The organism is Mesorhizobium sp. 8 (assembly GCF_006351905.1).
Taxonomy (GTDB): domain Bacteria; phylum Pseudomonadota; class Alphaproteobacteria; order Rhizobiales; family Rhizobiaceae; genus Mesorhizobium; species Mesorhizobium composti.
This window is the reverse complement of the sequence record NZ_CP040914.1, coordinates 1,427,582-1,440,105: the sequence shown is the minus strand read 5'-3', so window position 1 is coordinate 1,440,105 and position 12,524 is coordinate 1,427,582. Positions and strand designations below refer to the sequence as shown.

Here is a 12,524-nt window from a genome sequence, read left to right as displayed (position 1 = left end):
GTTACTTGACGGCACCGTATGCGCCGGCCATCGCCCCGTTGGCGCCCCTCAGTTCAAAGGTGCCGCCGACCTCTTCCGCACCCGGTCCGTAGAAGCGGCCGTCCGCCGTGCCGGTCATCGAGTTGTCGGCCGTCGTGACGTTGCCGGACAGGCCGCCCGCTGCGATGGCGAGGTTGCCGGACATGTCGAGGTTGGCGTCCGGGCCGCCGTTCTGAAGCGTGGTGTTGGTGGTCGAGAACTGGGCGGTCTTGGCTCCGAAATCGACGTCGAGCGCAGTGTCCGCCGTCATCACGTCAGGACCTGCCGCATTGGCATAGATGCCGCCGGCCGTTCCTTTGAACTTCGCGGTCGAACTGGAGGGAATGTCCGCCGCAGCCGTTTCGGCGCCCATGCTGAAGGCTCCGACATTGCCGCCACTGGCGCCTTCCGTCATCCAGGCACCGTAGGTCTGGTAGGAAAAGCCGTTTGCATCCGGATCGGCGAAGCCGATGGCGGCGCTGCCGTCCTTGGCCTCGCCGATGACCAGCTTGCCGTTTCCGGCATAGGCTAGGTCGGCGTTGCTCCCGTTCCATGTCTTGGACGTGGTGCCCGTCTTCAGGCTGACCGAGGCGATATCGCCGTCAGCGTCCGTTTCCACGTCCGCCTGCACCGCCGACGAAGCGCCGAACGGCGCCAGTGCGAGGCCCTGCTGGTCCACGGTGTAGGCCGCTTCACGGCCGTTGCCCTTGATGGTCGTGGTTTTGCCCGCCTGCATTGGAAACTTGGTGAAGCCCAGCGCGCCGCCCGGACCGCCAGGCCCTCCAGGTCCGCCCGAGCCACCGCCGCAGCCGGCCAGGGCCAGCGGCGCCGCAACACAGACCAACAACTTGCTTGCTTTGAAAGGATTCACGCCCTGCTCCTGCTTTTGTCGCCTTTCAGAAATTCGATAAAGCGTCGCAGGTCGATAATCGACAACTCCCATTTGGGGAGGGCTCGGAAGTGGCCCGGCCGGCGAGGGGGGACCGGCCGGGCCGTGTCCCGCGGGGTGCGGGACGGGGCAGGGAACCCCACCCCTAGAATCTAAGGCGGACGGCCCGCGTTTCAATGGTGGACTGAAGCGCGGGCCGCGAACGCTACTTGGCCGAGGCCACCGGCGCCACCAGCGGCGTGATGCGGCGGATGGCGACGCGTCGGTTCTCCCGCTCGGCGCCTTCGGTGTTCACCTTCAGGTAGCGCTCGCCGTAACCCTGCGTGGTCAGGTTCTCGGCCGGGATGTCGAAGACGCTGGTCAGCGCCTCGGCAACCGCCTGTGCCCGCTCGTCCGACAGAACGAGGTTGGACTCGTCCGAGCCAACCGCGTCCGTGTGGCCCTCGATCAGGAAGGTCTCGGCCGGATTCTGCTTCAGGATCTTGTTGATGGCATCGCCAAGCGCCTGAAGGTGGTTCACCTGATCCTCGCCGATCTCGGCCGAACCCGTGTCGAAGGTGATCGTGTCGAGATCGACGCGGCGCACCTTGTCGCGGATACGGGCCGAATGCACCACTTCGTCGATGGAGTAGATGCGCTCCACCGGCTCGACGGGCGGTGCGTCGAGATAGGTGTAGTAGTCGTCCGGCTCCGCATACTGGGCGTCCAGGATGTACTGGTCGGCCGGAATGTCGAGCCGGAGCGGAGGCAGGTCGGCGCCGGCGTCGTAGTAGCCGCCTCTCAGGCGATCATAGTCGGACTCCGGCACGTAGTAGAGCACGACCTCGCGATCGTCCCGCGTGATCCGCGAGCGGCGCACGATATCGCCGTAGGAGTTGCGGATGGTGACGACGCGCGTGCCGTCGTCCTTGACGATGGTGTAGCGGCTGAAATCGTCCGGCAGTTCCTCGACATAGGAATCGCGGGCGTTGCGCTCCAGCCGCACGTTCACGTCGCGGTTGTCGACATAGATGTTGTCGCCTTCCTTGATGATGATGCGGTTGTTGACCTCCTTGACGACCTGGCCGTCGTTGCGGCTGCGCTGTTCCTCGCGCCGCTTGCGCCATTGTTGCTGCCACTCGTCGCGGTCGACGCGCTTGCCTTCCACGGCTTCGACCGATTCGATCCTGTCGATCTTGCCGATCTCGGTCTGCGCGGCCGAATCCGAATCCGGCACCGCTTCGGGCTTGCCTTCCGCCTGGCCGGTCGCCGGCTGTTCGGCCTGTTCCTGGCCGGCCTGCGGCGCTTCGCCGGCGGGCTTGCCGGCGCCGGCCTGTCCTTCCGCGCTGCCGGCGCCCTTGGCGCTGTCGGGCAGCGGGGCGGCGTTCTCGGGCTGCGGCCTGGCTTCGGCCTTGCCTTCCGGCATGGCCTGCTCGCGGGTATTGGTGGGAAGCTCCGGCTCGGTCGTCGGCTTTGCCTCGCCTCCGGCCTTCTGGTCGGTCGCGGGCTGCTCTGGCTGGGCCTGATCGGCAGGCTGGCCTTCCTCGGCGGGCTTGGCGTTTTCGGCCGGCTGTTCTTCGGCCGGAGCTGCCTCGCCACCGCCCTGCTTCTTCTTTTTCAGGTAGTCGCGCAGCTTGTCCTTTTTGGAACCGGTTTCGGCCCCCTGGTCTGTCGGTTGCTCCCCCTGCGCCGGTGGCTGTGCGGCCTCGGCGGGTTTCTGTTCGGGCTGGGCCTCGGCCGGTTTCTCTTGCGGTGTCGGCGCTGCTTCCTCGGCCGGCTTGGTCTGCTCGGCAGGCGCTTCCTCGCCGCTCTGCTTCTTCTTCAGGTAGTTGCGCAGCTTGTCCTTTTTGGAACCGGTTTCGGCTCCCTGGTCCGCCGGCTGCTCGGCGCCTGATGGCGCTGCCTCGGCGGGAGCCTGTTCGGCCGGAGCCGTCTCCTGCGCGGGGGCGGCATTGTCCTGCTGTTCCTGGCTCTTGCGCTTCTTGCGCGGCTTCTGCTCGGGTTCGGCGGGGACCGCCTGCTCGGCGGGAGCCTGTTCGGCTGGTGCCGCTTCCTGCGCGGGCGCGGCGTTGTCCTGCTGTTCCTGGCTCTTGCGCTTCTTGCGCGGCTTCTGCTCAGGTTCGGCGGGAGCCACCTGCTCTGCGGGTGGCTGTTCAGCTGGCGCTGCCTGCTCGGCGGGAGCCTGTTCGGCCTGTGGCGCCTGCTCGGCGGGTGCGGCGTTCTCCTGTTGCTCTTCGCCTCTGCGCTTCTTGCGCGGCTTTTCTTCCGGCTGGGCCGCGTCCGGCGAGGCCTCGTCGGCAGCCGGCGCGCAGGTTTCGCCCTCGGGGCAGTCGGCCTGGACCCTGAGCAGCGGCAGGCTTCCCGCCGTTTCCGATACGGGGCTGGCGACGCGGTCGAGCGGCAGGGCGCTCATCGGCGCGGATGCCATCAACAGGGCAATCGCGCTGCCGGCCAGGATTTGTGATTGGCGTTTCATCCGAAATCTCCTCTCGCACGCCCCTTCGCCGCCCAAACCGCTGAGAACCGCATTTGGTTCCGACGCGCCGGCCACCGAATGGCAACCGCACAAGGCGAGCGAAGGGCGATTTGGTGGTCATACCGGGGCGAGCCGGAGCCGGTGGCTTGATTTCGCCATGCGTCGGGCGCACATCCCCCTGATGACTGAGCCGTTCTGGAAAACCAAATCACTGGAGGCGATGAGCCCTGCCGAATGGGAATCGCTGTGCGACGGCTGCGGCAAGTGCTGCCTGTCCAAGCTGGAGGATGAGGACACCGGCGAGATCTACTGGACGAGCGTGGCCTGCCGCCTGTTCGACGCCGGCACCTGCCGCTGCGGCGACTATGCCAACCGGCTGAAGCGCGTTCCCGATTGCGTCGGCCTGACGCCGCAGAACGTGCGCACGCTTCACTGGCTGCCGGCGACCTGTGCCTACCGCCTCGTCGCCGAAGGACGCGATCTGTTCTGGTGGCACCCGCTGGTTTCGGGCAGCGCCGAGACGGTGCATGAGGCCGGCATATCGATGCGCGGACGCGTGCGCGCCAGCGAGAGTGACCTCGCCGAGCCGGAAGATTATTTCGACTACGTGCTGGAAGAGGAGCCGTAGAAGCGTTCCGAAAGCCGGAACCGGCGTGCGGGCACGGCGTTTCCCCGCTGGCCGCGTGAACGGCAGGTGAACGGCCGATTCCCGAACCGTTCAGGGGCGTGGCCTTAGGTTTCGGGCATCGCTTCGGCGAACCACTCGAAACGCCAACTGGAGAAGACAGATGTTCAAGACCTTCAAGACCGCGGCCCTTTCGGCTCTCATCGGCCTCGGCGCGCTTGCCGCCGTTCCCGCCGTCGCCCAAGCGGACGGCATCTACCTCAATTTCGGCCATTCCGGCCCGCGCTTCGGCACCTATGACGGCGACCGCGAGCGTGTCCGTGATTGGCGCCGGGAGCGTGACTGGCGCCGCGGCTGCTCGCCGGAGCGCGCGCTCGACAAGGCCGAGCGGATGGGGCTGCGCCGGGCCCGCATCGTCGACATGAGCCGCCACACGATCAAGGTGGCCGGGCGCAAATACAGCGACAGGGTCGTGGTGGTGTTCGGCCGCGAGCGCGGCTGCCCGGTCGTCTATCGCTGATTCGCGTTGGCGCGTAACGCGCGCCTGCATCGGCCAAGGAAAAGCCCCGGAGGATCGATCCTCCGGGGCTTTCAGCATTTTCGGGACCGGTGCCCGATTCTACTTCAGCTCGAAGGTGACGGTGACCTGCACCGTGTAGGAATTCTCGCCGGCCTGCACGGGCGCGGCCGCGCCGGCGGCGTCGAACGCCTTGGCCTGGATCGGCATCGGGGCCGGCCGGGTGTTCTGGTCGCTGATCTCGATCACGCGGCCGAGGCTGACGCCGGCCGCCTCGGCGAGCGTCCTGGCCTTGGCCATGGCATCGGCCATCGCCTTCTTGCGCGCCTGGGTGAGGGTGGCGGCGGGATCCTCGTTGGAGAAGGTGATGTTGCCGCCCTGGTTGACGCCGAGGATGACGGCCTTGTCGAGGACTTCGCCGGCCTTGTCGATGTCGCGCAGGCGCACCGACAGCGTGTTGGTGACCTGGTAGGCGACCAGTTCGGCTTCCTGGCCACCGTCCTTGTTGTTGGTGTAGTTGTAGCGCGGGCTGATCTGGATGCCCGCCGTCTGCAGGTCGCGCTCGGCGATGCCGAACGCCTTCATCGCCGCGATCACCGCCGCCATGGCGTCGTTGTTGGCGTCCATGGCCTCGCGGGCGGTTTTCGCCTCGCGCATGACCGACAGCGAGATCAGCGCCATGTCGGGCGCCACGGTGGCCTCGCCTTCCCCCGAAACGGTGATGTGCGGCGGCGGCACCGGCTCGGCCGCCCTGGCGGCGGCGGGCAAAGCGAGCGCGGCTGCGAGCGCCAGCGGCAGGAACTGTTTCGGCATCTGTATCTCCATCATGCGAATGCTTGCCCACGCCCACTATGGACGCACTGTGGCGCGATTAAGGGCTGGGGCGCGGCGACAGCAACGGATGGTTGCTGAAAGCCTTGTGCGGGAAGACGAAAAACTCTAAGGCAGCCGCGTGGGGCCTGTAGCTCAATGGTTAGAGCCGGCGGCTCATAACCGCTTGGTTGGGGGTTCGAGTCCCTCCGGGCCCACCAATCTCCCCGAGGCAGCAGCGCCCAGCCCGGATGAAAAGAACGTCTCGGTGCCCTCCGACGCCGTTCCGCAGGTTCGCCGAACGACATTACGACGTTTCACCTGCGTTGAATCAACTCAGTAGGGTTTTCGCCGGGCTGACAGTCGCACCGGTCGCAAGCGACCTGTACTCCTGCGGCGCAGCCTGACATCGGATGACCAGGTTCTCGGGGTGGTGCTCAAGATCCGGGGCCGCCATCCGCCGAGACGACCGCCGCCGTGAGACCGTCGATGAAGGGAATGCCGAAGCGTTTGGCCAGGGCGTCGGCGCGACCCGTCAAAGCGCCCGAGCCGAGCACGATCGCGGCGGCACGGTCCTCCACCATTGCGCGCTCGATGGCGGCGATGAGGCGAGCCTCGGCAAGGGGCGTGCGGGCCGCCGTCTCGGCGACCCCGATACCCGCGGCGCGGACCGTGCACAGATGCGCCACGCCATAGGCGGCGGCCAGGTGCTCGATCCCGGCCACGGCGCTCTCGACAGTGGTGATGATGGCGAAGCGGCCTCCTGTTTCGGCCCCTCTGGCGATGGCGGCGCCGAACATGCTGACGACAGGAACCGGAACCAGCTTCCGTGCTTCCTCGACGCCGATGTCGTCGAAGCAGGCCAGCACATAGCCATCGAAACCTTCGTCCCTGCGCGCCTCAATCAGCGAGACGACGTTGGGCACCGCCTCGGTACGGTCCAGCGGCGTCTCGATGGCGAAGGGACCGTGCGCGGGGTTGACCACCTCGATCTCGGTGCCCGGCGGGGCGACCGCCAGCGCCGCCTCCCTGATCTGCATGGTGACGGCGCCATTGGTGTTGGGGTTGATGACGAGGAGGCGGCGGGGCCGCCCCGCTCCGGGCGCGACCGGCGTCATCCTCGACCTGCCAGCCTGTCCGGCAGCCACATGACGATCTGCGGGAAGAACATGGTGAGGATCACGAAGCCGATCATGATGAACACGTAGGGCAAGGCGCCCGCGACGACGTCGCGAAAGCTACCGCCGTCGCGGCGCAGGCCATGCACGACGAACAGGTTCATGCCGACAGGCGGCGTGATCAATGCGATCTCGCACATCAGGATGATGAAGATGCCGAACCAGACCGGGTCGACGCCGACCGTCACCACCATCGGCACCGCGATGGGCACCGTCAGCACCAGCATGGACATCGCATCCATGAACATGCCGAGGATGACGTAGAACACGATCAGGACCAGAAGCAGCGAGACCTGTTGCAACTGGAAGCCGGCCACCCACTGCGTCACCACCTGCGTGGCGCCCAGCATGGATATGGTGACGTTGAGCAGCAAGGCGCAACTGAGCACGATGACCGTCATCCCCGTGGTGCGGGCGGCCTGGACAGAGCAGTTCAGCAACAGGGCGGGCGTCAGCCTGCCCGTCGCCGCGACGATCGCCAGGGCCATCACCACGCCGAGCGCCGCCGATTCGGTGGGTGTCGCCAGCCCGCCGTAGATCGATCCCATCACCACGCCGAAGATCAGGAAAGGCGCGAACAGATGCTTCAGGTAGCCGATCTTGACGCGCAGCGGCAGGCGCGGCCGGTTCGGATCGAGCCCGCTGCCGCCGTGGAACAGCGCGATATAGGCCGAAAAGCACGAAGCCAGCAGCAGGCCGGGGATGAGCCCCGCCGCGAAAAGCTGGCCCACGGAGGTATTGGCGAGCGAGCCGTAGACGAGAAGGTTGATGCTCGGAGGGATCAGGATTCCAAGCGTGCCGCCGGCCGCCAGCGAGCCGAGCGATGCCTGCATGGAGTACTGCCGCTGGGCAAGCGCAGGCAAGGCGATGGTGCCGACGGTTGCGGCGGTCGCCACCGACGAACCCGACGTCGCCGAAAAAAGCGCGCATGTGGCGATGTTGGTGTGAAGCAGGCCACCCGGCAGCCGGTCGAGCCATACGGCAAAGGCGTCGAACATCTTGTCGGCGATGCCGCCGCGAAGCAGCAGTTCGCCGAGCAGCATGAAGAGCGGTATCGCCAGGATGGCTGGCGAGTTGAGACTGGTCCAGACGACCCCGCCCATCATGTCGACCAGGGGAAAGCCGTAGAAGGCCATTCCTCCCAGGGCTCCGACTGCGACGATCGCCACCGCCACGGGAATGCTGAGGAACATAAGGGCCAGCATGATCGCAAAGCCCAGTCCGACGATAGTGATGCTCATTGCGCCACCTCTTCGCGAATCTTGAGGTCGGCAAGCTCGGCCTCGAGTTCCTCCTCGGCGCTGCCCGGTCCGAAGCGGCGGTCCAGAACCTTGAGTTCGCCGCGCGCAAGCAGCAGGACGGACCGCGCCGCCAGCACGGTCGCTCCCGCCGCGAAAACCAGCATGGCGCAGAGCCAGACGGCCTGCGGGTAAATCAGCGGCGTCGCCCAGGGCGTCTGGGCGATCGACTGGTAGGCGAGCGTCTCGCGCACCGTCTCAACGGTGAAGTAGAGCAGGAAAAGCGCCAGCAGGGCCAGCGAGACGGCCGCCGCGACATTGAGCACCGCCCGCGCGCCAAGCGAGAGCTTGGCGTGCAGGACGTTGATGCGGATATGGGCCTGCTCCGAGGCTGTCACCAGAAACGCCAGCGGCGCGACGATCGCCACGGCATAGCCGCCGATCTCGTCGATGCCGCCCAGCGACAGCGAGAAGAATTTCCTCAGGATCGTCTCTATGGCGATCGCGAAGGAAAGCAGGATCATGATCGCGCCGAAAATCGCACTCGGCAGGTGAACCATGGGTTTCATCAGCCTTCTCCCGACTCAGGGCTTGAGGCCGATTCTGGAACCGACGGTAGCGCGCCACTTGGCTTCGCATTCGGGGAACACCGCGTTGCACTGCTTCGCCCAGACCGGCAGCGACACCTTGCCGACGGCATCAGCAACCGTCGCAAGGTCCGCCTCCGATACGGGCGCCTGCTTCAGCTTGTAGGAGGCCGTCAGGCCGCAGGGCTTTTCGCCGCTGTTGCAGCGCATGGCGTCGGCATAGAGCTCCTCCGAATAGGCCCATATCTCGTCGGTCAGCTTGCCGACCGCCGCCTGGAGCTTGCCCTGGTCTTCCGCCGACATGGCGTTCCATTTGTCGAGGTTGACGGCATAGCCGTTCACCGCCATCTGCAAGGCCAACGGCAGCACGGTGGTCGTGGCTTCCGGCCAGCCGCCCGCATTGGCGGAGGCGGGACCCGTGATCGCGCAGTCGACGACGCCGCGCGCCAGGGACTGCTGCACCTCGCCGAAAGGCAAGGGCATGCCGGTGGCGCCGAGCCCCGCCATGAAGTTGGCGGCGCTCTGGTCGCCGACACGGACCTTGAGCCCCTTCATATCGGCAAGGCTGGACACGTCAGGCTTGCAGAAGATGATTTGGGGGCCGGCAGGCCAGACGCCGAGCAGCCTGGCGTTGAAATTCGCCTGCAAACGCTCGTCGACGGTGGCCTTGAAGGCATCCATGTTGGCCCTTGCCGTGGCGAAGCTGGTGTTGAGCCCGATCAGGTCGAGGCCGAGAATGGACGGTTCGTCACGGCTCACCTGCGGGCCGCGGATCGAAACGATGTCGAACAGTCCCGACTTGAGCACACGCAGGCCGTCCGAATCCGGGATGCCGGCGACGTCGACCGGCAGGTACTGCGTGGACACGTCCATACCCGCATTCTTGGCCAGGTTCTCGAGAAAGGCTTTTCCTTGTTCTGGGCGATGAGGCCGGAGCCGGCGGGCTGGCCAAGGACCTTGAGCGACAATGTGTCGGCCTCGGCGGCGGAAGCCAGGATGACAGTCGCCAACCCTGCTATCAGTGCATGTTTGAACATCGATTTCCCCTTTTTGTTGATTTGCCCAAGGCGCGTCGCGATCTTTCCGATTTACTTGGCGCGTTTCAGGTTCCTGGTTTTGCGTATGCCCTCCTGCACATCCTGCCCGAACCGGTTCCCGCTTTCGGGAGGCATGCCTTCGTTCAGCGTGATCAGACCCCTTGTGGCCACGGTCGCTCGCTACCGGTTGCTAAGAGAAGCAGATTTCTTGCTTCTTATCAATGAAATTGAGATTTCATACGCAGCAAAGATGCACGGCAGTCGACCGGGCGCGAAAAACGGCCGGTTCGCCTAGTCGGCGTGGACGGTTGTGACCTAAAGCTCGCCGATGATCTCGTTGGCGGCTTCGATACGGCTCAGCCTGGCGCGCCCCTTGGTGACCGCCAGCTCGATCGTGCGCATCACCAGCACATGACACAGCGCCATCACGGACACATGATTGAACAGCGGCCCCGTCGACGCTGTCTGGCACCGGAAATGCCAGCGCGCGCGGCGGTCCGGCTCCAGGCCTTCGTCGGTGACATAGGCAAGGGTCGCCTTTGCCGAGGCGACGCAGTCGAGAAGCGCGTCGGTGGCCGCGACACGGCGACGGAGGCCGAACACGACGACACAATCGCCGGGGACGATGCTGGCGAAATGTTCGCCAAGCGTTTCGCCGCCGCCGGGTATGGCTACGACGTCTTCGATCACCTGCGTCAGTTGCCAGCGAAAATAATTGGCGAAAGGGTGACTGGCGCGAAAGCCCACCACCCAGACCTTGCGCGCCGCCAGCATCGCCTGCGCAAGGGCGTCGATCTCGGCCTGCACGATCATACTGAAGGTCTGGTCGAGGTTGGACTTGCTTTGCTCCACCGCCGCGAGCAACGAAGCTTCCGCACTGGTCATTTCGGGATGGCTGAGGAACAAGCGCGAGCCCGAACGCTGCTCCTGGCGGGCATGGCGGCGTGCCTCCTCGTAGTTGGTATAGTCGAGCCGCCGCACGAATCTCGAGACAGTCGCCTTGGATACATTGGCGAGGCGGGCGAGTTCCTGGGCATCGTAGCTGGCGAGTTCGCCTGGAAAATCGCAAAGGAACTCGCCAAGCCGCCGCTCAGCGGGATGCAGCGACGGAAGGGCAGCCCTGATGCGACTTAGAAAAGACCTGTCCGGCGCCGGCGCCATCACCGCTCCTGAAATTCCAGTTTCGTCACAGCTATTGCAGTTTCTCCTGAAATGGAAGCAGGAGCTGTCGATCCGTTCGGGCATCCGGCCGAGGGCCGGCTCGCCACCCAAGCCGACGAGCGCAGGGCCGAACACGCCGAAAAACGCGACGGCGTAATCGTCGAACGGGTTGCCGTTGATTGAACGATCCACGCTTCCGGGAAAACGACTGTATCGACATACGATACGATCGATAGCATTGTGCAGACCCTATGGGGAGCGCGGGCGTGGGTGTTCGGCCTTGCCGGGGTTTCCCGACGTGTCTTTCCATGCAACAAAAAGCCAAAACAAGATCATGATGAGGAGGTGGAGCATGTACCGACAATCCCTGTTTGGCAGAGCCGTGGGCGGAGCGATCCGCGCAGGCATGGTCGCCGGCGCGCTGGCCGCCGCGACGCTCGGCGCCCATGCCGAAGGCAAGACGCTGCGTTTCGCCTTCCAGGGCACGCTCAACGCGCTCGATCCCTATTCGCTGAACGAGACCTTCACGTTGGGCATGCTTGGCAACGTCTATGAGGGCCTGACCAAGCGCGACAAGGATCTGAAGATCATCCCCGGCCTTGCCGAAAGCTGGGAGACGATCGACCCGCTGCACTGGCGCTTCCATCTGCGCAAAAACGTGACGTTCTCCAACGGCGACGCCTTTAACGCCGACGACGTGCTGTTCTCGGCGGAACGGGTGCGCGCCGACGGCTCAGACCTGAAGACGCGCATCCCTGCCGATTCGGAGTGGAAGAAGGTCGACGACTATACGGTCGACGTCACCCTCAAGACGCCCAATCCCATTCTCTTCGCCGAGTGGGACACCTGGTACATCATGGACAAGGAATGGGCCGAGAAGGAAGGCGCGACCAAGCCGGTATCGGCCAAGGACACCAACCCCGGACCCGCCGCCTACAAGGCCAACGGCACCGGCCCCTTCACGATCGAAAGCCATGAGCCCGGCGTCAAGACCGTGTTCAAGCGTCGCGACGGCTACTGGGGCGAGAAGCTGATCGACACCAATCTCGACAGTGTCGTCTTCACGCCGATCGCCTCCGATTCGACCCGCGTCGCGGCCCTGCTTTCCGGCGATGTCGATCTGATCGAGCCGGTCCCGGTTCAGGACATCGACCGCGTCAACAAGGATCCGAACACCGAGGCGCTGACCGGGCCGGAACTGCGCGCGATCTTCCTGAACATGAACCAGATCCGCGACGAACTTCCGACCTCGAACATCAAGGGCAAGAACCCGTTCAAGGATCCGAACGTGCGCAAGGCGTTCTACCAGGCGATCGACATCGAAGCGATCGACAAGCGCGTCATGCGCGGCCTTGCGACGCCGATCCCGCTGCTGATCGCGCCGCAGCTCTATTCCGCGCCGGACCTCAAGCGCTGGCCCTACGATCCGGAAGCGGCCAAGAAGCTGCTGACCGACGCCGGCTATCCCGACGGCTTCACAGTCGGCATGGATTGCCCGAACGACCGCTACGTCAATGACGAGCAGATCTGTCAGGCCGTGGTTTCCATGCTCGCCAAGATCGGCGTCAAGGTGAACCTCAACGCCCAGCCGAAGGCGAAATACTTTGCCAAGGTTCTGGCGCCTGGTGGCTATGACAACGACTTCTCGCTTCTCGGGTGGACACCCAGTTCCTTCGATTCGTGGAATGTCTTCGTCAGCCTGGCGACCTGCCGCGACGCGACCGGCAAGGGCGGCCCGTTCAATCTGGGCGGCTACTGCAATCCGAAAGTCGACGAACTGGCCAAGCAGATCGTCGTCGAGACGGATGTGGACAAGCGCAACCAGATGATCCACGACGCCTACAAGATCCTGCTGGACGACACCTCGCACATCCCGCTGCACCAGCAGTCGCTGGCCTGGGGCAAGCGCAAGAACCTGGACATCGTCCAGCGCTCCGACGACCAGGTGCTGTTCTACTGGGCGAAGCTGAACTAAGCCCCATGGGAAGCCACCCGCCCGGGTCGAAGGC

General features: G+C 65.3%; 12 protein-coding genes and 1 tRNA gene. 5 read left to right on the top strand and 8 right to left on the bottom strand.

Annotation, left to right across the window (positions count from 1 at the left end):
- Nucleotide 1: 1 nt before the first annotated feature.
- Complete coding sequence (locus tag FGU64_RS06770) at nucleotides 2-889, bottom strand: transferrin-binding protein-like solute binding protein (protein ID WP_139951591.1); 888 nt, start codon at nucleotides 887-889, stop codon at nucleotides 2-4.
- A 223-nt stretch (nucleotides 890-1,112) separates the two neighbouring features.
- The gene (locus tag FGU64_RS06765; protein ID WP_139951589.1) at nucleotides 1,113-3,362 is read right to left on the bottom strand and encodes an OmpA family protein; all 2,250 of its coding nucleotides are present in this window, start codon (nucleotides 3,360-3,362) and stop codon (nucleotides 1,113-1,115) included.
- Between the two features lie 181 nt (nucleotides 3,363-3,543).
- Between FGU64_RS06765 and FGU64_RS06760 the strand changes: the two genes are divergently transcribed.
- Both FGU64_RS06760 and FGU64_RS06755 read left to right on the top strand, forming a co-directional pair.
- Nucleotides 3,544-3,990, top strand: a complete 447-nt coding sequence (locus FGU64_RS06760) for a YcgN family cysteine cluster protein (protein ID WP_139951585.1) — start codon at nucleotides 3,544-3,546, stop codon at nucleotides 3,988-3,990.
- A gap of 160 nt (nucleotides 3,991-4,150) precedes the next feature.
- Nucleotides 4,151-4,507: a hypothetical protein gene (locus tag FGU64_RS06755; protein WP_139951583.1), complete on the top strand. Its 357-nt coding sequence runs from the start codon at nucleotides 4,151-4,153 to the stop codon at nucleotides 4,505-4,507.
- Nucleotides 4,508-4,606: 99 nt separating this feature from the next.
- Here FGU64_RS06755 and FGU64_RS06750 read toward each other — a convergent pair whose 3' ends face one another.
- Nucleotides 4,607-5,317: an SIMPL domain-containing protein gene (locus tag FGU64_RS06750; protein WP_139951580.1), complete on the bottom strand. Its 711-nt coding sequence runs from the start codon at nucleotides 5,315-5,317 to the stop codon at nucleotides 4,607-4,609.
- Between the two features lie 142 nt (nucleotides 5,318-5,459).
- Here FGU64_RS06750 and FGU64_RS06745 point away from each other — a divergent pair.
- A tRNA-Ile gene (locus FGU64_RS06745) sits at nucleotides 5,460-5,535 on the top strand.
- A 216-nt stretch (nucleotides 5,536-5,751) separates the two neighbouring features.
- Here the strand turns inward: FGU64_RS06745 and FGU64_RS06740 are convergent.
- The 4 genes from FGU64_RS06740 to FGU64_RS06725 are packed head-to-tail and all read right to left on the bottom strand — an operon-like array spanning nucleotide 5,752 to nucleotide 9,190.
- Nucleotides 5,752-6,432 (bottom strand): aspartate/glutamate racemase family protein, encoded by a 681-nt coding sequence (locus tag FGU64_RS06740; RefSeq protein WP_139951577.1) that lies wholly within the window; start codon nucleotides 6,430-6,432, stop codon nucleotides 5,752-5,754.
- The gene (locus FGU64_RS06735) at nucleotides 6,429-7,733 is read right to left on the bottom strand and encodes a TRAP transporter large permease (protein ID WP_139951574.1); all 1,305 of its coding nucleotides are present in this window, start codon (nucleotides 7,731-7,733) and stop codon (nucleotides 6,429-6,431) included. The genes FGU64_RS06740 and FGU64_RS06735 overlap by 4 nt, the downstream gene beginning before the upstream one ends.
- On the bottom strand, nucleotides 7,730-8,299 hold the full coding sequence (locus FGU64_RS06730; RefSeq protein WP_246671253.1) for a TRAP transporter small permease subunit: 570 nt from the start codon (nucleotides 8,297-8,299) through the stop codon (nucleotides 7,730-7,732). Before FGU64_RS06730 ends, FGU64_RS06735 begins: the two co-directional genes overlap by 4 nt.
- Before the next feature lie 15 nt (nucleotides 8,300-8,314).
- Nucleotides 8,315-9,190 (bottom strand): TRAP transporter substrate-binding protein, encoded by an 876-nt coding sequence (locus tag FGU64_RS06725; RefSeq protein ID WP_246671252.1) that lies wholly within the window; start codon nucleotides 9,188-9,190, stop codon nucleotides 8,315-8,317.
- A gap of 123 nt (nucleotides 9,191-9,313) precedes the next feature.
- Between FGU64_RS06725 and FGU64_RS23235 the strand changes: the two genes are divergently transcribed.
- A complete protein-coding gene (locus tag FGU64_RS23235) occupies nucleotides 9,314-9,649 on the top strand; it encodes a hypothetical protein (RefSeq protein WP_180375513.1) in 336 nt (111 codons plus the stop codon).
- A 20-nt stretch (nucleotides 9,650-9,669) separates the two neighbouring features.
- On the opposite strand, the gene FGU64_RS06720 is transcribed toward FGU64_RS23235, so the two are convergent.
- Complete coding sequence (locus FGU64_RS06720; protein ID WP_139955280.1) at nucleotides 9,670-10,515, bottom strand: MurR/RpiR family transcriptional regulator; 846 nt, start codon at nucleotides 10,513-10,515, stop codon at nucleotides 9,670-9,672.
- 406 nt (nucleotides 10,516-10,921) lie between these two features.
- On the opposite strand from FGU64_RS06720, the gene FGU64_RS06715 reads away from it, so the two are divergent.
- On the top strand, nucleotides 10,922-12,490 hold the full coding sequence (locus FGU64_RS06715; RefSeq protein WP_246671327.1) for an ABC transporter substrate-binding protein: 1,569 nt from the start codon (nucleotides 10,922-10,924) through the stop codon (nucleotides 12,488-12,490).
- The last annotated feature ends 34 nt before the right edge of the window (nucleotides 12,491-12,524 follow it).